This is a genomic window from Micromonospora sp. DT178 (assembly GCF_049841695.1).
Taxonomy (GTDB): Bacteria; Actinomycetota; Actinomycetes; order Mycobacteriales; family Micromonosporaceae; genus Micromonospora.
Genome location: NZ_JBNCKV010000009.1, coordinates 212,141 through 233,496 on the forward strand (window position 1 = coordinate 212,141; position 21,356 = coordinate 233,496).

At 73.8% G+C, this 21,356-nt stretch carries 19 protein-coding genes; 9 read left to right on the forward strand and 10 right to left on the reverse strand.

Features of this window, described 5'->3' with window-relative positions; all coding sequences use genetic code 11:
- The first annotated feature begins 155 nt into the window (after window positions 1–155).
- Entirely contained in the window at window positions 156–596 is a 441-nt protein-coding gene (locus ACLQ22_RS18870) for a cytidine deaminase (protein ID WP_121395559.1), read from the forward strand.
- A gap of 79 nt (window positions 597–675) precedes the next feature.
- Here ACLQ22_RS18870 and ACLQ22_RS18875 read toward each other — a convergent pair whose 3' ends face one another.
- Window positions 676–1,035, reverse strand: coding sequence for a YciI family protein (locus ACLQ22_RS18875; protein ID WP_425693470.1), 360 nt, complete (start codon window positions 1,033–1,035; stop codon window positions 676–678).
- Between the two features lie 153 nt (window positions 1,036–1,188).
- Here ACLQ22_RS18875 and ACLQ22_RS18880 point away from each other — a divergent pair, with 153 nt between their 5' ends.
- The 4 genes from ACLQ22_RS18880 to ACLQ22_RS18895 are packed head-to-tail and all read left to right on the forward strand — an operon-like array spanning window position 1,189 to window position 5,141.
- Complete coding sequence (locus ACLQ22_RS18880; protein ID WP_425693471.1) at window positions 1,189–2,235, forward strand: FecCD family ABC transporter permease; 1,047 nt, start codon at window positions 1,189–1,191, stop codon at window positions 2,233–2,235.
- Window positions 2,232–3,323 (forward strand): FecCD family ABC transporter permease, encoded by a 1,092-nt coding sequence (locus tag ACLQ22_RS18885; RefSeq protein WP_425693472.1) that lies wholly within the window; start codon window positions 2,232–2,234, stop codon window positions 3,321–3,323. The genes ACLQ22_RS18880 and ACLQ22_RS18885 overlap by 4 nt, the downstream gene beginning before the upstream one ends.
- Before the next feature lie 25 nt (window positions 3,324–3,348).
- Complete coding sequence (locus tag ACLQ22_RS18890; RefSeq protein WP_425693473.1) at window positions 3,349–4,197, forward strand: ABC transporter ATP-binding protein; 849 nt, start codon at window positions 3,349–3,351, stop codon at window positions 4,195–4,197.
- Complete coding sequence (locus ACLQ22_RS18895; protein ID WP_425693474.1) at window positions 4,197–5,141, forward strand: ABC transporter substrate-binding protein; 945 nt, start codon at window positions 4,197–4,199, stop codon at window positions 5,139–5,141. Before ACLQ22_RS18890 ends, ACLQ22_RS18895 begins: the two co-directional genes overlap by 1 nt.
- A 21-nt stretch (window positions 5,142–5,162) precedes the next feature.
- Here ACLQ22_RS18895 and ACLQ22_RS18900 read toward each other — a convergent pair whose 3' ends face one another.
- From ACLQ22_RS18900 to ACLQ22_RS18910, 3 genes are all read right to left on the reverse strand, one after another.
- Window positions 5,163–6,254: a glycosyltransferase family 2 protein gene (locus ACLQ22_RS18900; protein ID WP_425693475.1), complete on the reverse strand. Its 1,092-nt coding sequence runs from the start codon at window positions 6,252–6,254 to the stop codon at window positions 5,163–5,165.
- Window positions 6,255–6,314: 60 nt separating this feature from the next.
- On the reverse strand, window positions 6,315–8,099 hold the full coding sequence (locus ACLQ22_RS18905; RefSeq protein WP_425693476.1) for a hypothetical protein: 1,785 nt from the start codon (window positions 8,097–8,099) through the stop codon (window positions 6,315–6,317).
- 125 nt (window positions 8,100–8,224) lie between these two features.
- Window positions 8,225–8,869: a hypothetical protein gene (locus ACLQ22_RS18910; protein ID WP_425693477.1), complete on the reverse strand. Its 645-nt coding sequence runs from the start codon at window positions 8,867–8,869 to the stop codon at window positions 8,225–8,227.
- A gap of 262 nt (window positions 8,870–9,131) precedes the next feature.
- Here ACLQ22_RS18910 and ACLQ22_RS18915 point away from each other — a divergent pair, with 262 nt between their 5' ends.
- Window positions 9,132–9,893 carry a hypothetical protein gene (locus ACLQ22_RS18915; RefSeq protein ID WP_425693478.1) on the forward strand — a complete coding sequence of 254 codons (762 nt, stop codon included), beginning with the start codon at window positions 9,132–9,134 and terminating at the stop codon, window positions 9,891–9,893.
- Window positions 9,894–10,364: 471 nt separating this feature from the next.
- Window positions 10,365–12,512 (forward strand): RNA polymerase recycling motor ATPase HelR, encoded by a 2,148-nt coding sequence (gene helR, locus ACLQ22_RS18920; RefSeq protein ID WP_425693565.1) that lies wholly within the window; start codon window positions 10,365–10,367, stop codon window positions 12,510–12,512.
- 4 nt (window positions 12,513–12,516) lie between these two features.
- On the opposite strand, the gene ACLQ22_RS18925 is transcribed toward helR, so the two are convergent.
- From ACLQ22_RS18925 to trmB, 3 genes are all read right to left on the reverse strand, one after another.
- Window positions 12,517–13,887, reverse strand: coding sequence for an MFS transporter (locus ACLQ22_RS18925; RefSeq protein WP_425693479.1), 1,371 nt, complete (start codon window positions 13,885–13,887; stop codon window positions 12,517–12,519).
- A 358-nt stretch (window positions 13,888–14,245) separates the two neighbouring features.
- Window positions 14,246–16,750: a DEAD/DEAH box helicase gene (locus ACLQ22_RS18930; RefSeq protein ID WP_121395544.1), complete on the reverse strand. Its 2,505-nt coding sequence runs from the start codon at window positions 16,748–16,750 to the stop codon at window positions 14,246–14,248.
- Window positions 16,751–16,883: 133 nt separating this feature from the next.
- On the reverse strand, window positions 16,884–17,513 hold the full coding sequence (trmB, locus tag ACLQ22_RS18935) for a tRNA (guanosine(46)-N7)-methyltransferase TrmB (RefSeq protein WP_425693566.1): 630 nt from the start codon (window positions 17,511–17,513) through the stop codon (window positions 16,884–16,886).
- A 222-nt stretch (window positions 17,514–17,735) separates the two neighbouring features.
- Between trmB and ACLQ22_RS18940 the strand changes: the two genes are divergently transcribed.
- Complete coding sequence (locus ACLQ22_RS18940; RefSeq protein WP_425693567.1) at window positions 17,736–18,371, forward strand: hypothetical protein; 636 nt, start codon at window positions 17,736–17,738, stop codon at window positions 18,369–18,371.
- An 8-nt stretch (window positions 18,372–18,379) separates the two neighbouring features.
- Window positions 18,380–19,057 (forward strand): class F sortase, encoded by a 678-nt coding sequence (locus tag ACLQ22_RS18945; protein WP_425693480.1) that lies wholly within the window; start codon window positions 18,380–18,382, stop codon window positions 19,055–19,057.
- A 158-nt stretch (window positions 19,058–19,215) separates the two neighbouring features.
- Here ACLQ22_RS18945 and ACLQ22_RS18950 read toward each other — a convergent pair whose 3' ends face one another.
- The 3 genes from ACLQ22_RS18950 to ACLQ22_RS18960 are packed head-to-tail and all read right to left on the reverse strand — an operon-like array spanning window position 19,216 to window position 21,314.
- Window positions 19,216–19,530 (reverse strand): antibiotic biosynthesis monooxygenase family protein, encoded by a 315-nt coding sequence (locus tag ACLQ22_RS18950; RefSeq protein ID WP_357086250.1) that lies wholly within the window; start codon window positions 19,528–19,530, stop codon window positions 19,216–19,218.
- 28 nt (window positions 19,531–19,558) lie between these two features.
- On the reverse strand, window positions 19,559–20,356 hold the full coding sequence (locus tag ACLQ22_RS18955) for an exodeoxyribonuclease III (RefSeq protein WP_425693481.1): 798 nt from the start codon (window positions 20,354–20,356) through the stop codon (window positions 19,559–19,561).
- A 37-nt stretch (window positions 20,357–20,393) separates the two neighbouring features.
- Complete coding sequence (locus tag ACLQ22_RS18960; protein WP_121395537.1) at window positions 20,394–21,314, reverse strand: proteasome assembly chaperone family protein; 921 nt, start codon at window positions 21,312–21,314, stop codon at window positions 20,394–20,396.
- Window positions 21,315–21,356 lie beyond the last annotated feature (42 nt).

Here is a 21,356-nt window from a genome sequence, read left to right on the forward strand (position 1 = left end):
ATAGGCAGCCGACGGCCGGACCGCCCCCGGGTTACCGCCGCGCCGCCTCCGCCCGCCCCGGTCGCGCGCCCGCCGACGGCTGTGGTCAGGGCGAGCGCGCGGGCGGCCCACCGGTCTAGAGTGGGGCGTCGACCGACCTGGCCACGGGGGACTGGATGACGATGCGCGACACCGACCGGGCCCTGGTGCAGGCCGCCACGGCGGTCGCCAAGCTGCGCTGCCGCAGCGAGAACCACACGGTCGCCGCCGCCGCGCGGACCCCCGACGGCCGGGTCTTCACCGGGGTCAACGTCTACCACTTCACCGGCGGCCCCTGCGCCGAGGTGGTCGCGGTCGGCGCCGCCGCCACCCAGGGCGTCACCGAGCTGGAGACGATCGTCGCGGTGGGCGACCGGGGGCGCGGGGTGATCCCGCCCTGCGGGCGCTGCCGGCAGGTGCTGCGCGACTACTTCCCCACGGTCCGGGTCATCGTCGGGCCGATGGACGCGCTGCGGGTGGTGCACGTGGCCGAGCTGCTGCCGGAGACGTACGTCTGGGCCGACCAGCAGCTCGACGGGCCGGCGGGCCCGCTGCCCGCGCCGCGACCGGCCGACTGACGCCCCGACCGCCGCCTGACGCCCGGACCGCCGCCTGACGGCGGCCCGGCTGGCGCCCGCACGACCGGACGCCGGCCCGTCAGTCGCCGGCGGCGGCCTCCAGGATCGACCGGGGCATCGGCACGCTCTCGAACCGCACGTTGCGCTCCGGCACCATCCAGCTCATCACCTGCACGCTCAGCCGCCCGGCCCGCACGGCCGGGTCGTTGTGATAGAGCTCGCGGGCCTCCTGCGGGGAGACGGCAAGCACGACGAAGCCGCGCAGCCGCTCGTCGTCGGCGTCGACGAACGGGCCCGCGGCCAGGACGAGCCCCTGCTCCACCAGCCCCGCCTGGTGGGCCAGGTGGGCGTCCTGCAACCGGTCGGCCGCGTCCAGCGGCAGTTCCGGCGCGTCCGACGGCCGGACCAGGAGCACCACGGTGTGCTGGTCGAATCGCATGCCCACACCCTAGGGCGGCCGGGGCCGCCGTCCGCCCGGATCCGGCACCGTCCGTCCTGCTCAGCGCCGCTCGGATCGACGACGGCGAGTTAGGCCCGGCCAGGGCGTTCCGCTACGGTAAGGCGACCCTAAGCCCGAACGTGCAGGAGCCTCGTGACCAGCCTCGCCACCCGACCGGCCCCGGCCGGCACCCGGCGCCGGGCGCGTGGCGGCCGGCGGCTCGCGGTCATCGTGGCCGCCGCCGTGGTGCTGGGGCTGGCCGTGCTGGCGAGCTTCGCGCTCGGCAGCCGGGCGCTGGCCGTCGACGAGGTGTGGCGCGCGCTGGTCGCCCCGGACGGCGGCGAGGCCGCCACCATCGTGCGGGAACTGCGGATGCCGCGCACCGCGCTCGGCCTTGCCGTCGGGCTGGCGCTCGCAGTCGCCGGCGTCCTCTTCCAGGCCCTCACCCGCAACCCGCTGGCCGAACCGCGGATCCTCGGCATCAGCGCCGGCGCCTCGTTCGGCGTGGTGCTGGCCATCTCCGTCTTCGGCGTGGGCACCCTCGCCGGGTACGTCTGGTTCGGCATCGCCGGCGCGCTCGGGGCCGGCGTGCTGGTCTTCGCCGTCGCGGCCAAGGCCCGCGAGGGCGCCAGCCCGGTCACCCTCGCGCTGGTCGGCGCGGCCCTCGACGCCAGTCTCGCCTCCGTGGTGTACGCGCTGCTCAGCATGGACGCCCGCACCTTCGAGGAGTACCGCTTCTGGATGGTCGGCGGGCTGACCGGCCGGGACCTCACGGTGGCCGCCCAGGTGCTGCCGTTCGTGCTCGCCGGGCTGGTCCTGGCCGCGCTCGTCGCCCGGGGCCTGGACGCGCTCGCCCTCGGCGACGACGTGGCCCGGGGCCTCGGGCACCGGATCGGGCTGGTCCGCCTCGGCGGCGGCGTCGCCGCGGTGCTGCTCACCGGGGCGGCCGTCGCCGCCGCCGGGCCGATCGCGTTCGTCGGGCTCGCGGTGCCGCACCTGGCCCGCGCCCTGGTCGGCGCCGACCACCGCTGGACCCTCGCGGTCTCGGCGCTGCTCGGGCCCGCGCTGCTGCTCGGCGCCGACGTCGTCGGCCGGCTCGTCGCGCCGCCCGGGGAGGTGCCCGCGGGCATCGTCACCGCGCTGATCGGCGCCCCGCTGCTGGCCTTCCTGGTCCGCCGCGCGAAGGTCGTGACGGCGTGACCGCCCCCGCGACCCCGGCCGTCGGGCGGCCGGCGGGCCGCCCCCGGCTGGGCGTCACCGCGCTGCCCGGGCGGTCGCTGGTGCGGATCGGCCCGGTCAGCGTGCAGGTCCGCCGCCGCTCGGTGCTGGTCGCTGCGGCGCTGGTCGTGCTGCTGCTCGGCGCGGGGGTGCTCAGCCTCTCGCTGGGCACCCCGTACGTCGCCCCGGCCGACGTGCTGCGCGCCCTCTCCGGCGCCGGCACCCCGTACGACCTGGTGGTCCTCGACCTGCGGCTGCCCCGGCTGGTGCTGGCCGCGGTGGCCGGCGCGGCCTTCGGGGTGGCCGGCACGCTGATCCAGAGCGTGGCCCGCAACCCGCTCGCCAGCCCCGACGTCGTCGGCATCACCCAGGGCGCCGGTCTCGCCGCGACGGTGGCCCTGACCGGCGGTGTCGCCGCCGTCCTCGTGGCGCCGGCGGCGCTGGTCGGCGGGCTGGTCGCCGCCGTGCTGCTGTTCGTCCTCGGCGCCCGGCACGGGCTGGCCGCCCAGCGGTTCGTGCTCGCCGGCGTGGCGGTCGCCTTCGCGTTGCGGGCCCTGACCGAGGTCGTCATGCTCACCGCCGACCCGATCGACGGGCTGCGCGCGCAGATCTGGCTGATCGGCACGCTCGCCGGCAAGGGCTGGACCGAGAGCCTGTGGATCGCCCTCACCCTGGCCGCGCTCCTGCCGGTGCTGGCCTGGGCCGGCTGGGCGCTGAACAGCACCGCCCTGGACGACGACACCGCCCGGGGGATCGGCCTGCGCCCGGTGGCCCGCCGGGTCGGCCTCGCCGGCACCGGGGTGCTGACCGCCGCGATGGTCACCGCGCAGGTGGGCGCGGTGGACTTCGTCGCCCTCGTCGCCCCGCAGCTGGCCCGCCGGCTGGTCCGCGCCGAGCGCCCGCCGCTGCTCTGCGCCGCGTTGCTCGGGGCGCTGCTGCTGGTGCTGGCCGACCTGGGTGGCCGGCGGCTGTTCGCCCCCACCCAGCTGCCGGCGGGCGTGCTGACCGCCGCCATCGGCGGCCCGTACCTGATCTTCCTGCTGCTCCGCGGCCGGCGGCGGTCCTCGTGATGTCCCACCCTGGCAAGGAGGCGTGATGCTCTCCACCCGCGACCTGGTCGCCGGCTACGACGAGCGGACCGTGCTGGACGGGCTCGACCTGGAGCTGCCCGGCGACGCGTTCACGGTGATCGTCGGGCCGAACGCCTGCGGCAAGTCCACGCTGCTGCGCACCATGGCCCGCCTGCTCACCCCCCGCAGCGGCGCCGTGCTGCTGGACGGCACCGCCATCCGGGACCTGCCGACCCGCGAGGTCGCCCGCCGCCTCGGCGTGCTGCCGCAGAGCCCGCTGGTGCCGGAGGGGGTGACCGTCGCCGACCTGGTCGGCCGGGGCCGGCAGCCGTACCAGCGGTGGTGGCGGCAGTGGTCGGAGTCCGACGGCGCGGCCGTCGACCGGGCCATGGCGCTCGCCGACGTGACCGGGCTGGCGGACCGGCCGGTCGACACGCTCTCCGGCGGCCAGCGCCAGCGCGTCTGGATCGCCATGACCCTCGCCCAGGACACCGAGGCGCTGCTGCTGGACGAGCCCACCACCTTCCTGGACCTCGCCCACCAGGTGGAGGTGCTGGACCTGCTGCACCGGCTGCGCGTCGAGCGGGGCCGTACGGTCGTCGCCGTGCTGCACGACCTCAACCAGGCCGCCCGGTACGCCGACCACCTCATCGCCATGCGCTCCGGCGCCGTGGTGGCCGCCGGGCCGCCCCGGGAGATCCTCACCGCCGACCTGGTCCGCGACGTCTTCGGCCTCGACTGCGTGGTCGTGCCCTGCCCGGTGACCGGGGCGCCCCTGGTGGTGCCCGCGCTCACCAGTCCCTCCCTGACCCGCCTGCCCGCCGGGGACGCGGCGACGCCGCTGACCGGCTCGCACCCTTCGAAAGGATTCTGATGCGTCGTCTCGCCGCCGCCCTCACCGCGGCGTTGGCCCTCGGCGTCGGTCTCACCGCCTGCGGTGAGAGTGACCCGGTCGCCGACACCACCACCGGGGAGACCCGGGAGATCACCCACGCCATGGGCACCACGAAGGTGCCGGCCGAACCGAAGCGCGTCGTCGTGCTCGACACCGACAAGATCGACACTGCGCTGTCGCTCGGCGTCACGCCGGTCGGCGCCGCCACCGCCGGCGAGGCGAGGAGCTGGCCGACCTACTTCGGCGAGGAGAAGCTCGCCGGCATCAAGGAGGTCGGGGTGCTCACCGAGCCCGACCTGGAGGCCATCAACGCCCTCAAGCCGGACCTGATCCTGGGCAGCAAGTTCCGCCAGGAGAAGTTCTACGACGAGCTGGCCGCCATCGCGCCGACCGTCTTCACCGAGAAGGTCGGCATCACCTGGAAGGAGAACTTCCTCTTCGACGGCAAGGCGCTCGGCAAGGAGCAGCAGGCCAAGGACCTGCTGGCCACGTACGAGACGCGGGCCAGGGAGTTCGGCGGCAAGCTCGGCGACGCCGCCACGCGCGAGGTCTCCATCGTCCGCTTCATGCCGACCGAGATCCGGGTGTACGGGCCGGACTCGTTCTCCGGCATCGTCATCGGCGACACCGGGCTGGGCCGCCCCGAGCGCCAGCAGCTCACCGGCAAGGAGGACCGGCGGATGGACCGGGTCAGCCCGGAGCGGATCGGCGAGGTCGACGGTGACGTCATCTTCGTGACCGCGTACGGCGAGAAGGCCGCCGCCGAGCAGGCCAAGGTGACCGGCGGGACGCTCTGGAAGGGGCTGTCGGCGGTCAAGGCGGGCAAGTCGCACGTCGTCTCCGACGAGATCTGGATGACCGGCATCGGCATCGGCGCCGCCAACAAGATCCTCGACGACCTGGAGAAGTTCCTCACCGCCTGACGCGGTCGCGCGCGGCGGCCGCTACGGCTGCCGCGCGTCACCCGCCACGGACTCGCCGGCGGCGCGTCGCAGCGAGCGGTACCGGGAGAGGTCCTCGCGGGCCGGCCCGCCCTGCCGGACCCGCTCGGCCGGGCGCACCGCCGGCTGGTCCGGCACCCGGGGCGCCTCCCCGCTCTCCGTGACCAGGTCCTCGGTCTCCTGGACGAGGTAGTGCGGCCGACGCTTGGTCTCGTAGTAGATCCGGCCGATGTACTCCCCGATCACGCCCAGGATCGTCATCTGGATGCCGCCGAGACCGATCACGCTGACGATGATGGTGGTGTAGCCGGGAACGTCGATTCCCTTGCTGACGGCGTCCCCGACCACCCAGGCCATGTAGACCACCGCGATCAGGGTGAGGAACAGGCCGCCGTAGATCGCCAGCCGCAGCGGCCGGTTGTTGAACGACAGCAGCCCGTCGAAGGCGTAGTTGAACAGCTTGCCGAACGTCCACCTGCTCCGGCCCGCCTGCCGGGTCTCGTTGCCGTGGGCGACCACCACCGTCCGGAAGCCGATCCAGGAGAACAGCCCCTTCGAGAAGCGGTTGTACTCCGGCATCGCCAGCACCGCGTCCACCGCCAGCCGGGACAGCAGCCGGAAGTCACCCGCCCCGTCCAGCAGCCGCACGTCGATCCACCAGTTGACCACCCGGTAGAAGGACCGCGAGGCCAGCATCCGGACGAACCGGTCACCACGCCGGTCCCGGCGCGCGATCACCTGGTCGAAACCCTGCTGGTACAACGCCACCATGTCGGGCAGCAGCCGTGGCGGATGCTGGAGGTCGGCGTCCATGATGACCACCGCGTCCCCGGTGGCCCGCTCCAGCCCGGCCAGCATCGCCGCCTCCTTGCCGAAGTTTCGGCTCAGCGACGTGTAGCGCACGGTGGGATCGGCGGCGGCGAGGCGGCGCAGCGCCACGAGGGTGCCGTCGGAGCTGCCGTCGTCGACGTACACCACCTCGATGTCGACGTCGGACAGCTCCGCGACCGCGGCGGTCACCGCGGTGTGCAGCCGCTCCACCGAGGCTTCCTCGTTGAAGCAGGGCACCACCAGCGACAGGAGCACCCGCGTCACCCCGCCCGGCCGGTGCCCGAGGACCCCCGGCCCGCGCCGCGCGGCCCCGCGCCGCCCCGGTCAGAGGCGGTAGACCAGCACACCATCGATCTCCTCCCGGGTGATGCCGAGCCCGTCGAACGGCCGCTCCGCAATGCCCTCCCAGGGCGTCCCGGCGGTCCAGCCCGGCAGGGCCACCACGGACCGCACCCCGATGCCCCGCAGGTACGCCACGCTGCCCGGATCGGGGAAGGCGGCCGTCGCGGCCCGGGTCTGCGCCTGGGTGACCGGCTCGAACCCGGCCAGCCCGTTCGTCACCCGGGGGAACCCGTCCGTCGTCCACAACATGAAGATCAGGTCGACCGCGCCGCCGGCGGGCAGCACCAGCATCGGTTCCCCCGCCGTACGCATCGCGGCCGGCGGCGTCGGCACCACCGGATGCGCCGTCCGGTTGACCCCCTCCAGCCCGACCAGGGCCAGCGGCACCAGCAGGAGCACCGGTGCGAGGAACCTGGCCCAGCCCCGGGACGACCACCGCCGCACCGCCGTGGCGAACACCGTCACCGTGCCCGCCGCCAGCACCGCCAGCAGCAGGCTGGTCCAGTGCATCATCCGCCCCGGCGTCCGCAACGCGTCCCAGCCCGGCAGGTGCTTCGACAGCGTCAGGTAGCCCGGATCGCCGTCACCGCCGAGGGTGACGCCCAGGCCCAGCAGCACCGTGCCGAGCACGCCGAGCCCCAACGCGACCCGGTGCCGGGCCGGAAACACCGAGACGAACAGCCCCGCCGCGGCCAACGCGAGCAGGACCATCCCGGGCAGCAACGCCATCTCCGGCGGCCAGGACAGCTGTTCCCGGGCCGCCGCGTGCCGCTCGCCCCACCACCACGAGTCCGCCGGGGCGGTGACGAAGCCGATCAGCGGCGGCGAGAACATCTCCGTCCAGGCCAGCGACCGCTCGGCCTGCGGGTTGAGATCGACGACCCGCAGGTAGACCAGGCCCAGCAGCAGCGTCGCCGCGCCGAAGGCGGCCCCGCCGGCCAGGTCGGCGACCAGCAGCCGCCGGCCGAACGCGGGACGTCGCCCGCGCCGCCACCACGACCAGCCGTAGCCGCCGGCCCCGACCAGCACCGCGGCCAGCAGGAAGTACACCAGCGGCAGCCCGATGCCGAAGCCCAGACTGATCTGCCAGGCGGCGACGAGCCACCCCGCCAGGGCCCAGCCCGGACGCCGTCGCTCCGGCCGGTAGCCGTGCCGCAGCGACCAGCCGTGCCCGCGGGCCAGCATCGCCAGGCACAACGCGATCCCGCCACTGGACAGGATGTTCAGGTGGCCGGAGTGCGCCAACCGCCAGGGCGCGTACGCCCACGCGACCCCGGCGACAGCCCCGCCCAGCCGGCCCGCGCCGAGCTGCCGGACCAGCGCGTACGCCCCGACGAAGGCCAGCGCGTGCACCAGCACGTACATCACGTTGTATCGGACCAGGGCGGCCTCGAAGCCCGAGCCGAGCATCCCGAACGGGGCGTATCCGAGCAGGGTGTCGCTGTAGGCGTACGTGTGGGTCTCGGGGAAGAACGTGTTGGAGTGCCAGAGACCGGCCGGGTTGTTGAGCACGGCGTGCCCGGCCCAGGCCATCTGCCACGCCTGCAACGTGGGGTCGCCGATGTCGCCGGGGATGGTGCTCGCCGGATGCCGCATCGTCGGCCAGGTCAGCACCACCGCCAGCAGCAGCCCGCCGAGCACCGCCAGCGTCCATTCGTGGCGCAGCCAGCTCCACCGCTCCCGCCGGCCGGGGTCCCGGGGAGCGGGAACCTGGTCGTGGTCGGCGATCTCGGCGGGCGGACGGGCGTCCGTGGACCCGGTGGTCATGAAGATAGATGATTCACGATGCTGGGCGTCGTGTCGATCCGCCGCCCGGGATGTGGGCTTTCGGTCGGCGCCCGGCCCGGCCGTGTCGGCCGGACCGGGCGGGCGGATCGGATGGTGGGTAGGGATCAGGCGGCGGTGGCCCAGATGGCCCGGAAGGCCGCCGCCTCGCCGGCCAGCCAGCGCTCGATCTGCTCCGGGCGGGCGTCGGCGGGCATGCGGTGGGCCTCGCCGCGACGCACGTCGACCAGGACCGGCTCGGCGTGCGGCAGCACCGCGTCCATGTGCCGGGCCATCAGGTGCAGGGTGGCGAGCGTCGCCTCCTCGCTGGGCGGCGCCTCGTCGAAGTGCAGTCGGACGGCCTCGACGCGACCGTCGGCGTGCCGTACGCCGAACTGGGGGTTGACCTTGACGGGCAGGTCGCCCAGCATCGCGAGCGCGTCGCGGGTCTGGGCGAGGTCGACGTCCCTCGGCTCGCCGAGGGAGCGCAGCCAGGCCGTCGCGCCGGGGACGAGGGCCTGGTAGAGCGGTCGCCAGCGGGGCTTGACCACGTCGACCACCTGGTCGAGGTGGGTGCCCCCGGTGTGGAAGGCGATGTCGGCCTTGAGCGCCTTGACGAACTGGCCGTGCGGGTTGAAGCCGGAGCGGCTGGCCCGCTGCTTGCGCAGGCCCCCGACGAAGGTGGCCTTCGTCGGGCCGGTGCGGTCGACGTAGCGGGTGAAGCCGAGCAGGGTGGCGTAGGGGGTGGGTGGGGCGGAGGCGGGCGTGATCACGGGCGTCCTCCCAGGTCAGGACCTCGATTAGTACATACATTCTAATCGACGGGTGTGACATCTCCCAGGGTTTGTGAGTGCCTTCGTCGCCGCCGTGGACCCGATGCTCCGATACGGTGAGCCGCGACGGTCTTCGCTGTCCCCGGGGAGCCCCTGCTGGCCGCACGCACGGGCCGCGCGTCACGACGCCGGACCAGCCGATCGGGACCTCTCGACGACGAGCGAAGGTGCCGAGGGCCGACTCGAGGGAAGGCTCCTGCGCGTGGTCGACGACGAGGGTCGTACGCGGCACGGAGCGGTCGTCACCCAGCGGAGCCGCCCGCGACGCGGGCTGGACTACTACCTGCTTCTCGCTCCTGCCCGCGGCGAACAGCCGGCCGCACCCGAGGGCATCCTCGTCGAAGAGTTCGTACGCGACCAGGAATTCGTGACGGTGGGCCTGTTCGCCGCGGCCTGGCGGGTCGAAGACCCTCGCTGGCTGAGCTGCGCGTCCTTCAGCCGGGTCACGCGCACGGATCCCGTGTCGCTCACCCGGGTGGTGCCGAGCGACCGAAGCGGCGCGGAGATCGCATACCGGCGGCTCGGCGGTGGCAGGTTACCGGATGAGGCAGCACTGCGGTCGAGCTTTGTCGACCACGAGACCCTTGCCACGGCACCGCTGCTGCGGCTGGGACCGGTCGACACACCGGCGGGCTTTGCGGAGAAGCGGACCTACCGCGTCCTGTTCGCCAAGGATCTGCGAGCCGAGCAGGTCGAGGCTCTCCGCGACTGTTGGAGTCCGCCGCCCGGCGGCCAGGATGCCCGTGGGCCGGTCCCGGAGCTGCCGGCCGGGCACCGGAGGGCAGGCAACGACCTCTTCTCCTGGACCCTCCGCCGCGTCGGCGGTGGGCTCGCCTGGGGCCTTGACGTGACCGCGTTGCTCGCGACCGACCTCGACGACACCGTCGGCCCGGTCCTGGACGACCTGACGGAGACAGTGCGGTGGCACGGACTGATACCCGTGGTCACGGAGCGGTTCAGCTGACGGTCGCCGCCAGGGCACCCGCAGCCCCGTCCGGCCGCCCGGCCGAAGAAGTGGCCGACTGAAGCGGACACGTCAGCTACGAACCTTCTCGCCTGGCCGGGCCGCCGCGACGGTGCGGTGTAAGGCGGCGCTCCCGACGCGTTCGGTTCGCGAAATGCTATTCGCCCCGGCAACGACGAAGGGAAAGGAGCATCCGCTCCTTTCCCTTCTCAACATATAGCGCACCGGGGGGCTTGCGGCAAGACCCGGGTCGTGCCGCAGAATCACCCGCCGAGGCCAGGACCAGCGGAAACGGAATTCGCTGAACGCGTGTGTCGTCGTCGAACGGGGGACGTCGAAACGCTGGTGGAACTCGCGGCACCCGGCGCGTAAATGCGGCTGAGTGCGCCCCGGACGAGGAGTTTCCGGCGCGGCTGACCGGTGTCGCCGGGCCAGGCCCAGAACGAGATCGGAGCTGACGACGTGAGCCCGCTGACCACCAGTGCGTTCGACCTTCCCGACCATCTCTCCGCCAAGGGGGACCCGACGCTGATCGCCGGCGACGAGCGGCACTTCGCGGCCATCGCGGAGAGCCTCGATCAGTTGACCACCGACCTGTCCGACCGCCTCGACGCCGAGCGCAGGGCGCCCGGCGGCAAGGGCCGGCAGGCGGTCGACCGGGACACGGAGATCCGCCGGCTGACCGCCCGGCTGCGCACACTGCGTCGCTTCGGGATGGACCTGTGCCTCGGACACATGGTCGGTGCGGACGACCCCGAGCCCGTGTACGTCGGACGACGTGGCCTGACGGACGGCGCGGGGCGTCGGCTGCTGCTCGACTGGCGTTCCCCCGCGGCCGAGCCGTTCTTCGGTGCGACCCATGCCAACCCGATGGGTCTGGCGAGCCGTCGCAGGTACCGCTGGACCCGTGGCCGGATCACCGACTACTGGGACGAGGTGTTCACCCCGGACGGGTTCGAGGGGCACGCCGCCGCGCTCGACGACCAGTCCGCCTTCATCGCCAGCCTGGGCGGCAGCCGGTCGACCCGGATGCGCGACGTGCTCAGCACGATCCAGGCCGACCAGGACGCCATCATCCGGGCGGGCTCGCGTGGCGCGCTCGTCGTCGACGGCGGTCCCGGCACGGGGAAGACCGTCGTCGCTCTGCACCGCACCGCGTACCTGCTCTACGCCGACCCCCGCCTCGGTCACCGCCGTGGCGGCGTGCTGTTCGTCGGGCCGCACCAGCCCTACCTGGCCTACGTCGCCGACGTCCTACCCAGCCTCGGCGAGGAGGACGTGCAGACGTGCACCCTGCGGGACCTCGTACCGGAGGGCGCCGCGGCGACCGTCGAGACCGACCCGGAGGTGGCCCGCCTGAAGTCGTCCGCGGACCTGGTGCGGGCGATCGAGGCGGCGGTCAGGTTCTACGAGGAGCCGCCGACGAAGGGGATGACGGTCGCGACCGACGAGTCCGACATCTGGCTCAGCGCCGACGACTGGGCCGCGGCGTTCGAGGCGCCGGGGTCCGGTGCCCCGCACAACGAGGCGCGTGACGAGGTCTGGGAGGAGCTGCTCACGATCCTGACGGACAGGTACGACGGCGACGAGCCGGACGACCTGGTCCGCAGGTCGCTGTTGCGCAACCGGGAGCTGCGTACGACCTTCAACCGCGCCTGGCCGCTGATCGAGGCGACCGACCTCGTCGGCGACCTGTGGTCGGTGCCGGCCTACCTGCGCACGTGCGCCCCCTGGCTCAGCGGCGACGAGGTCCGCAGGTTGCAGCGCCGCGACGCCCGGGCCTGGACGGTGTCGGACCTGCCGCTCCTGGACGCGGCACGGCAGCGGCTCGGCGACCCGGAGGCGTCCGGGCGCCGGCGGCGGCAGGAGGCCGTCGTCGCCGTCGAACGCGCGCGCATGGCGACGGTCGTGGACGACCTCATCGCGGCCCACGTCTACGACGACGGCGAGGGTGTGCTGTCGAGCCTGCGCCAACTGGACCTCCAGGACGCCCTGGTCGACGAGACCGTACTGCCCGACATCGAGCCGGACCTGCTCGCCGGCCCGTTCGCGCACATCGTCGTGGACGAGGCGCAGGAGCTGACCGACGCCGAGTGGCAGATGCTGCTGCTCCGCTGCCCGTCCCGGAGCTTCACCATCGTCGGCGACCGCGCGCAGGCCAGGCACGGTTTCACGGAGTCGTGGCAGGAACGGCTGGAACGCATCGGGCTCGACCGGATCACCCTGGCCTCCCTGAGCATCAACTACCGGACGCCGCAGGAGGTCATGACGGAGGCCGAGCCGGTCATCCGGGCCGTGCTCTCGGACGCCAACGTGCCGACCTCCATCCGCAGCGGCGGCCTTCCCGTCGTACGCGGATCCGCCGCTGACCGGGACGCGATCCTCGACACCTGGCTCGCCGCCCACGCCGAGGGGGTCGCCTGCGTCATCGGCGACCCCACCTTCCGGGCGACGTCCCGCGTCCGGTCGCTGACCCCGGAGCTGTCGAAGGGGCTCGAGTTCGACCTGGTCGTCCTCGTCGACCCGGAGGCGTTCGGCGACGGCGTCGCAGGCGCGGTCGACCGCTACGTCGCGATGACCCGGGCGACCCAGCAGCTCGTCGTCCTCACCACCGCCTGACGCGTCACGCCTCCGGCCGCCCGGCATCGCGTCGCCGCAGGAGCAGACCCACGGCGACGGCGCAGACGCCGCCGAAGCACCCCAGCGCCACCGCGACGACGTGCAGCGCGGCGGTGAAGCCGTCGCCGGCGAGGTGCCCGCCGCTGACGACGGCGAGGGTGGAGCCGACGAGCGCGAGCGCGACGGTCTCGGTGACGAGCCGGCCCGTGTTGAACAGCCCGGCCACGGTGCCGGCCTGCCGGACGGGCGCGCTGGAGATGGCGAGTCCGTCGATCACGCCCGTGGTGGCGCCGACACCGGTCCCGATCAGCAGCAGCGGCAGCAGGAGGGAACGGGGTGTGCTGTCGGGTCCGATGGTGGTGAGGGCGAACATGCCGGCCGCGCCGAGGACGATCGACCCGACCGACAGCAGGCGGGGCGAGCGACGCGCGACCGCCGCTCCGACCGGGGGCAGGGCGACCGAGGGCAGGGTGAGCATGAGCATCCACAGCCCGGCTCGACCGGCGTCGAGGCCGACGACGTCGATGAGGTAGGAGGGCAGGTAGACCAGCAGGGGTACGAGCAGTCCCATCATGGTCGCGGCGACCAGGGAGTACCCGACGAAGCGCTGGTTGCGCAGGAGAGCGAGGTCGAACATCGGGTCGGTGCGGCGCTTCTCGACCCGTACGAACCCGGTCCCGCAGACCACGAGGGCGAGCAGCGCGGCGATCACCGACGGGTGCGAGGCGCCCAGGGCGGGTGCCTCGACGAAGGCCCAGATGAGGAGCGCGAGCGCGGCGGTGAACAGCGCGCCGCCGCCCCAGTCGATCCGCCTCCTGGCGCCGGGCAGGGCGGGCAGGAAGGGACACAGCAGCAGCACGACTCCCGCCAGCGCGGCGGGGACCGCGAAGACGGCCCGCCAGCCGAGCGCGTCCACGAGCAGGCCGGAGATCGTGGGTCCGAACGCGAGGCCGACGCCGAGGACCGCGCCGAGCGCGCCGAACACCCGGGTCCGGGCCGCTCCGGCGAAGGTCGCCGCGAGGATCGACTGACCGGTCGCCGTCGCCGCTGCCGCACCCGTGCCGGCGAGGACGCGCGCGAGGTTCAGGACCGTGGCGTCCCGGGCCAGCACGCACAGCACGCTGCCGGCGAAGAAGACCGCGACCCCGGCGGCGAAGAGGCGGCGCTTGCCGAGCAGGTCCGCGAGCGAGCCGCCGAAGGCCAGGAACGCCGCGAAGCAGAGGTTGTAGCCGTTGACGACCCACTGCGCCGTCGTCAGCGACGCGTCGAGGTCGTGCTGGATGCCGGGAAGCGCGACGGACGCCCCGGTGATGGTCAACGGAAACGACAGCGACGACAACAGCACCGCCGTCAGGGTGCGGGCGCGCGCGTTCACCGCGACCACCCACCCGGGACCGAGACGGTCGGGAGGAGACGGGAGCAGGGGGCGTCACAGGGGACGGGACAGGTGGATGCAGAACTGTGCACGAAAGGCTCCGGACATCGCATGCGGAGCCGGGCAGCCCGGACGGCCACACCGGCGAAGGGTCGCTGATGCGGCGGAGCGGAAACGCAGAGCGTTCGAGGGTCTGGGGTTTCGCGCCGCCGCTAGGGGCGGCGCACCCTGTCCGAGGCGGGCACGGGGTCAACCTAGTCCAGGGCGGCTCACCCCGGCAACGCGATACCTGGGTGCGGGCACCCGGAGCAGCGCGGCGGGGCCGGCCGGAGCCGGCCCCGCACGGTCGCGGCGGTGGCTAGAGCTGGCCGACCGAGGTGATCCGGACGACCGCCGCGCCCGCCTCGTCGGAGGCCGCGAGATCGACCTCGGCGCTGATGCCCCAGTCGTGGTCCTCGTCGGGGTCGTCGAGGATCTGCCGGACCGTCCACCGCTCCCGACCCTGCTCGATCATCAGCAGCGCCGGTCCGCGCGCGTCCGGGCCCACCCCGATCTCCCCGTACGCCTCGAAGTACGGCTCCAGGGCGTCGGCCCAGGCGTCCGCGTCCCAGCCCGACGCGGCGTCCAGCTCGCCGAGGTCGTACCAGCGGCGCAGGGCGGCCAGCTCGACCCGGCGGAACAGGGCGTTGCGCACCAGCACCCGGAATGCCCGGGCGTTGCGGGTGACCGCGGGGACACGGTCGTCCAGGGCCTCGGCGGCCTCGGCGGCGTCGGTGGGGTTGCGCAGCCGCTCCCACTCGTCGATGAGGCTGGAGTCCACCTGCCGGACCAGCTCGCCGAGCCACTCGATGAGGTCGACCAGCTCCTCGGTCTTGGCGTCCTCGGGCACCGTCTGGCGCAGCGTCTTGTACGCGTCCGCGAGGTAGCGCAGCACGAGTCCCTCGGAGCGGGTCAGCCCGTAGAACTGCACGTACTCGGTGAAGGTCATCGCCCGCTCGTACATGTCCCGGACGACGGACTTGGGGGAGAGTTCGTGGTCGGCCACCCACGGGTGCCCCTGCCGGTACATCTCGTACGCCGAGTCCAGCAGCTCCGCCAGCGGCTTCGGGTGGGTCACGCCGTCGAGGAGTTCGAGGCGGGCCTCGTACTCGATGCCCTCGGCCTTCATCGCGGCGACCGCCTCGCCGCGGGCCTTGAACTGCTGCGCGGAGAGCACCTGGCGCGGGTCGTCCAGGATCGACTCGACCACCGAGAGCACGTCGAGGGCGTACGAGGGGGACTCGACGTCGAGCAGCTCGATCGTGGCCAGCGCCAGCGGGGAGAGGGGCTGGTTGAGGGCGAAGTCGAGCTGGAGGTCGACGGTGAGGCGGACCCGCCGCCCGGTCTCGTCGGGCTCGTCGAGCTGCTCGACGACCCCGCCCGCGCGCAGCGCCCGGTAGATGGCGATGGCGCGCCGGATGTGCCGGCGCTGGGCGGCACGGTCCTCGTGGTTGTCGGTGAGCAGGTGCCGCATCGCGGCGAACGCGTCGCCGGGGCGGCCGATGACGTTGAGCAGCATCGAGTGGCTGACGTGGAAGCTGGAGGTGAGCGGCTCCGGCTCCGCCTCGACGAGGCGGTCGAAGGTGGGCTGGCCCCAGCCGATCGACCCCTCCGGCGGCTTCTTGCGCACCACCTTGCGCCGCTTCTTCGGGTCGTCGCCGGCCTTGGCGAGCGCCTTCTCGTTCTCGATGACGTGCTCGGGTGCCTGTACGACCACCCGGCCGACGGTGTCGAACCCGGCCCGCCCGGCGCGGCCGGCGATCTGGTGGAACTCGCGGGCCTTGAGCAGCCGGGTACGCACCCCGTCGTACTTGGACAGGCCGGTGAACAGCACGGTGCGGATCGGCACGTTGATCCCGACGCCGAGGGTGTCGGTGCCGCAGATGACCTTGAGCAGGCCGGCCTGCGCCAGGGTCTCGACCAGCCGGCGGTACTTGGGCAGCATCCCGGCGTGGTGCACGCCGATGCCGTGCCGGACCAGCCGGGACAGGGTCTTGCCGAACCCGGAGGTGAACCGGAAGTTCCCGATCGCGGTGGCGATCATGTCCTTCTCGGCGCGGGTGCAGACGTTGACGCTCATCAGGGCCTGGGCGCGTTCCAGGGCGGCGGCCTGGGTGAAGTGCACGACGTAGACGGGCGCCTGCCTCGTCTCCAGCAGCTCCTCGAGGGTCTCGTGCAGCGGCGTCATCGCGTACGAGAAGATCAGCGGGACCGGCCGCTCGGCGGAGCGGACGACGGCGGTGGGCCGGCCGGTGCGCCGGGCCAGGTCGTCGACGAAGCGGGTGGTGTCGCCCAGCGTGGCGGACATCAGGACGAACTGCGCCTGCGGCAGCTCGATGAGCGGCACCTGCCACGCCCAGCCCCGGTCGGGCTCGGCGTAGAAGTGGAACTCGTCCATGACCACCTGGCCGACGTCGGCGCGTTCGCCCTCGCGCAGCGCGAGGTTGGCGAGGATCTCGGCGGTGCAGCAGATGATCGGCGCGTCGGCGTTGACGCTGGCGTCGCCGGTCAGCATGCCGACGTTGTCGGCGCCGAAGACCTCGCAGAGGGCGAAGAACTTCTCCGACACCAGCGCCTTGATCGGGGCGGTGTAGAAGGTCGTCCGGTCGTCCGCCAGGGCCGCGAAGTGCGCCGCGATCGCGACCAGGCTCTTGCCGGACCCGGTCGGCGTGTTCATGATCACGTTGGCGCCGGAGACGATCTCGATGACCGCCTCCTCCTGGTGGGGGTAGAGGTCGAGGCCGCGCTCCTTCGCCCAGCCGGCGAACGCGTCGAAGAGGGTGTCGGGGTCGGCGCTTGTCGGCAGCGCGGCGGTGAGCGTCATAGCGCGTCCATCGTGCCTGGATCATGCCCCCGAGCGCCAACCGGCCGGGCGGGAGAGGCATGAAAGGGCCGGCTCCGAGGGCGCCGTGCGGCATGGCGGCCCAGGCGCTCCGGCGCCGGAGCGGCCCCCGCCTTCACGCCCGGCGGTGGATCAGGTCGAAGATCGGGCGGCCCGCCCGCAGGGCCCGGCGCTCGAACTTGGTGACCGGGCGGTGGGCGGGGCGGGGGGCGAAGCCGTCGTGCGCGTCGACCAGCCCCGGGTCGGCGTCCAGGGTCTGGCGCATCGCCTCGGCGTACTCGGCCCAGTCGGTCGCGCAGTGCAGGATGCCGCCGGGCGTCAGCCGGGAGCGCAGCAGCGCGACGTGGGCCGGCTGGATGATCCGCCGCTTGTGGTGCCGGGACTTGGGCCAGGGGTCGGGGAAGAAGACGTGCACGGCGTCCAGCGACGCCTCCGGCAGGCCCGCCACGAGGTCCAGGGCGTCGCCCTGCGCCACCCGTACGTTGCGCAGGCCGTGCCGGTCCACCAGGTCCAGCAGGTTGGCGATTCCGGGCGTGTGCACCTCGACCGCCAGATAATCTCGACCGGGGTCGGCGGCGGCCATCTCGGCCGTGGTGTCGCCCATCCCGGAACCGATCTCCAGCACCAGCGGGGCCCGGCGGCCGAACAGGCCGGCGAGGTCCACCGGCGTGCCGGGCCGCTCCGGCACGTGCAGGCCGTAGACCGGCCAGAGCCGGTCGAGGGCGTCCGTCTGGCGGCTGCTCATCCGGCCACGGCGCGGATGGAAGGTCCGGATCGTCCGGGCGGCGGGCGCGGGGACGGCGGCGGGGGAGTCGGTGAAGGTCACAACGACCCGAGGGTACGCGACGACCGCGCCGAATCGGATGTGATGTTCGCCCGGGGATGAGAGGATCCATCCCGTACGGCAGACCGGGTGTCTGGTGTTGCCCGGCACTGCCCCAACGCGCCGGGAGGGGGCGTCGTGTCGGTGCACCGCGGCGGTGTGGCGCTGGCGATCGCGACCGTGCTCGCCGGTCCCCTGCTCGCGGCCCCGCCGGCCCTCGCCGCTCTGCCGCCCACGGCCGCCCTGTCGTCCCTGGCCGCTCTGCCGCCCACGGCCGCCCTGTCGTCCGGCGTCGTCCTGGAGCCCGACGTCGCTTCGCTGGTCCGGGCCGGCGCGCCCCAGCCGGGGCCGCCGGGGCCGCACGTCTTCGTCGAGGTCAGCCCGAGCACGGTCGAGCCCGGCTTCCTGGTGGGGATCCGGGCCAACTGCCGGGACAACTCCGTCCCCGCCACCGTGGTCTCGGACGCCTTCGGCCGGGTGCAGGTGCAGCCGCAGAACGGCTCGCTGACCGCGGCGCCGATGGTGCGGGAGCGCACCCGGCCCGGCAACTACCGGATCAAGCTGGAGTGCCGCGACGGCGAGACCGCCTCGACCATGCTCCAGGTCGTCAAGGCCGTGAAGCCCAGTCGCGGCCCGGCGACCGGGTTCGGTGGGGGCGCCGGTGGCGTCACGGGCGGGCTGCTGCTTCCGGGTGGCCTCGCGCTGATCGTGACCGGCATCGTGCTCGCGGTCCGGGCGGCGCGCCGCCCGCGTACCGTCCGTGGCGCCGCCCGACGCTGAGCCCGGTCATGGCCACCACGCCCGCCCCGAAGCCGGCCGCCGCAGCGGCCCGGGGCCCACGGCCGCCCGGACGTCGCCCCTGGTCGGTGCCGCTGGCCGTGGTGCTGGTGCTGGCCGGGGTCTTCGCCACCGGCGCGGGCCTGGGGCGCACCGCCGGTCCGTTCGACTGGGCCGCCGGCGGGGGACAGGACCGGCCGGCGCGCAGCGAGAGCGGCGCGCTGGCGGCCAGCCGGCCGGTGCGCCTGTCGATTCCCGCGATCAAGGTGTCCGCCCCGGTGGCTCCCGTCGGTCAGGCCCGGGACGGTTCGATCGCCGTCCCGCCGCTCGAGCGGGCCGACGAGACCGGCTGGTACGACCGGGGACCCACCCCGGGCGAGCCGGGCCCGTCGGTCATCGTCGGGCACGTGGACACCAAGCGTGGTCCGTCGGTCTTCTACGACCTGCACAAGCTGCGCCCGGGCGACACCGTCGAGGTGGCCCGGGCGGACGGCTCGGTCGTGGTGTTCCGGGTCGACTCCGTGGAGCACTTCCCCAAGGAGCGGCTGCCGGCGGAGCGGGTCTACGGCGACGAGGGCCCCGCGGGCCTGCGCCTGATCACCTGCGGCGGCGACTGGCTCGGCGGCCGGACGGGCTACGCCGACAACATCATCGCCTTCGCCACCCTGCTCTCCTCCCACAACCGCTGACCCCATCCACCCCGACCCCCGCCCCCCTCCGGTCCGCCCGTTCCCGGTGATCATGAGGTTGGCGGTGGTCAGGGAGATCCACTTCGCCGCCAACCTCATGATCGCCGCCTCCGGAGAGGGCGGGCGGGAGGTGGGGGGAGCGGGAGGGTGAGGGCGGGTCAGGGGCGGCCCGGGACCTGTTGGACGACCTCGAACTCCAGGAGGGTGGCGCCGGAGGCGACCGGGGGACGCTTCTCGCCCGTCCCGGCGTGGGCGGCGCGGGAGGGGCCGGCGGCCCACGCCTGATAGGCCTCCTCGGTCTCCCAGCGGGTGTAGACGAAGTAGCGGTTCTCCCCGGCCACCGGGCGCAGCAGCTCGAAGCCGAGGAAGCCGGGGGAGTTCTCCACGGCCCCGGCCCGGGCGGCGAACCGCTTCTCCAGCTCCTCGCCCGCGCCGGGAGGGACGTCGATCGCGTTGATCTTCACGACTGCCATGGCTCCACCCTAGCGACGGGGCCGGGGCTCAGAACGACTCGACGGCCGGAACCAGGTCGGCGTCGACCACGATCGGCGCGTGGTCGGAGGGCCCCTTGCCCTTGCGCGCCTCCCGGTCCACGTACGCGGAGCGGACCGCCCGGGCGAACGGCGCTGAGGCGTACACGAGGTCGATCCGCATGCCCTTGTTCTGGTGGAACATGCCCGCCCGGTAGTCCCAGTAGGTGAACGGGTGCGGGCCCTTCATCGGCGTGGGCACCACGTCGGAGAGCCCGAGGTCGCGCAGCGCCGCGAGGGCCGCCCGCTCCGCCGGGGTGACGTGCGTGGAGTGGGTGAACACCGCCGGGTCCCAGACATCGGCGTCGGTGGGCGCCACGTTGAAGTCGCCGCAGACCGCCAGCGGCAGGCCACCGGTCAGCTCCGCCTCCAGCGCGTCCCGCAGCGCCGCGAACCAGGCGAGCTTGTACGCGTAGTGCGGGTCGTCCGGCGCCCGACCGTTCGGCACGTACACCGACCAGACCCGGACCCCGTCGCAGGTCGCCGAGATGGCCCGGGCCTCGGGATCGGGGAAGCCCGGTTCGCCGGGAAACCCCACCGTCACGTCGGCCAGGCCGACCCGGGACAGGATGGCCACCCCGTTCCACCGGCCGTCGCTGTGGCTGGCCACCGTGTAGCCCAGCTCGCCCACCTCGGCCACTGGGAAGGCGCCGTCCGGGCACTTGGTCTCCTGAAGGCAGACGACGTCCGGCCCGGTGCCGGCCAACCAGTCCAGCAGCCGGGGCAGGCGGGCCTTCACCGAGTTCACGTTCCAGGTCGCCAGACGCATGTGACCAGCCTGCCCCATTCCCGCGCGCGTCGCCGGTTCAGCTGCCCGGGGTGTCGCCCGGGCGGGTCTGCTCGGCCAGGAACCGCTCCAGTTCGGCGCCCAGCTCGTCGGCGGTGGGCAGCGGCCCGGCCTCGGCGGCCAGCAGGTTCTTCTCGCCCCGCCCGCGCGCGAACGCGTCGTACTGCTCCTCCAGGGCCTGCACGAGCTGGGCTGCGTCGTCGGTCTGGGCGACCTGCCGGTCGATCTCCACGCGGACCACCTCGGCCGCCGAACGCAGCCCGTCGCGGGGCAGCAGCAGCCCGGTGCTGCGGGACACGGAGGCGAGCAGCACCTCGGCGGCGGCCGGGTACTCCGTCTGCGCCACGTAGTGCGGCACGTGGGCGGCGAAGCCGAGGGCGTCGCGGCCCAGCTCGCCGAGGCGGTACTCCAGCAGGTGCCCGACGCTGCCCGGCACCTGCACCCGCTGCAACCACGGCTCGTAGCCGGCGATCAGCTCGCGGCGGGTGGCGTGTGCGGTCACCCCGGCGGGCCGGGTGTGCGGCACGGCCATCGGGATCGAGTTGAGCCCGACGGTGAGCCGGACGTCCAGCCGCGCGGAGATCCCGGCCACCGCGGCCACGAAGCGCTCCCACTGCAGGTCCGGCTCCGGGCCGGTAAGCAGCAGGAAGGGGGTCTCGTCGTCGTCGCGGAGCAGGTGCAGCTCCAGCGCCGGGGCGTCGTACGACTCCCAGTGGTCCTCGACGAAGGTCATCACCGGGCGGCGCGAGCGGTAGTCGAAGAGCTGGTCGACGTCGAACCGGGCGATCGGGCGGGCGTCCAGGGAGGTGAGCAGCTGCTCCCTGGCCAGTCGGGTGGCGCTGCCGGCGTCGACGAAGCCGGTGAGGGTCTGGATCAGCACCGGCTGACCGAGGTCGGGCAGATCGTCGGTGAGCTCGTAGAGCTCGTGTGGGTCGAGCACCGGTGCGGACCTCCCTGGTCGTGCGTACGGGTCGCCGCGCGA

Bases quoted from the DNA above. Each gene is read 5' to 3' on its own strand.
- ACLQ22_RS18870 (WP_121395559.1), top strand. From the start codon at position 156: ATGACGATGCGCGACACCGACCGGGCCCTGGTGCAGGCCGCCACGGCG.
- ACLQ22_RS18875 (WP_425693470.1), bottom strand. From the start codon at position 1,035: ATGCGATTCGACCAGCACACCGTGGTGCTCCTGGTCCGGCCGTCGGAC.
- ACLQ22_RS18890 (WP_425693473.1), top strand. From the start codon at position 3,349: ATGCTCTCCACCCGCGACCTGGTCGCCGGCTACGACGAGCGGACCGTG.
- ACLQ22_RS18895 (WP_425693474.1), top strand. From the start codon at position 4,197: ATGCGTCGTCTCGCCGCCGCCCTCACCGCGGCGTTGGCCCTCGGCGTC.
- ACLQ22_RS18905 (WP_425693476.1), bottom strand. From the start codon at position 8,099: ATGACCACCGGGTCCACGGACGCCCGTCCGCCCGCCGAGATCGCCGAC.
- ACLQ22_RS18930 (WP_121395544.1), bottom strand. From the start codon at position 16,750: ATGACGCTCACCGCCGCGCTGCCGACAAGCGCCGACCCCGACACCCTC.
- trmB (WP_425693566.1), bottom strand. From the start codon at position 17,513: ATGAGCAGCCGCCAGACGGACGCCCTCGACCGGCTCTGGCCGGTCTAC.
- ACLQ22_RS18945 (WP_425693480.1), top strand. From the start codon at position 18,380: ATGGCCACCACGCCCGCCCCGAAGCCGGCCGCCGCAGCGGCCCGGGGC.
- ACLQ22_RS18950 (WP_357086250.1), bottom strand. From the start codon at position 19,530: ATGGCAGTCGTGAAGATCAACGCGATCGACGTCCCTCCCGGCGCGGGC.
- ACLQ22_RS18955 (WP_425693481.1), bottom strand. From the start codon at position 20,356: ATGCGTCTGGCGACCTGGAACGTGAACTCGGTGAAGGCCCGCCTGCCC.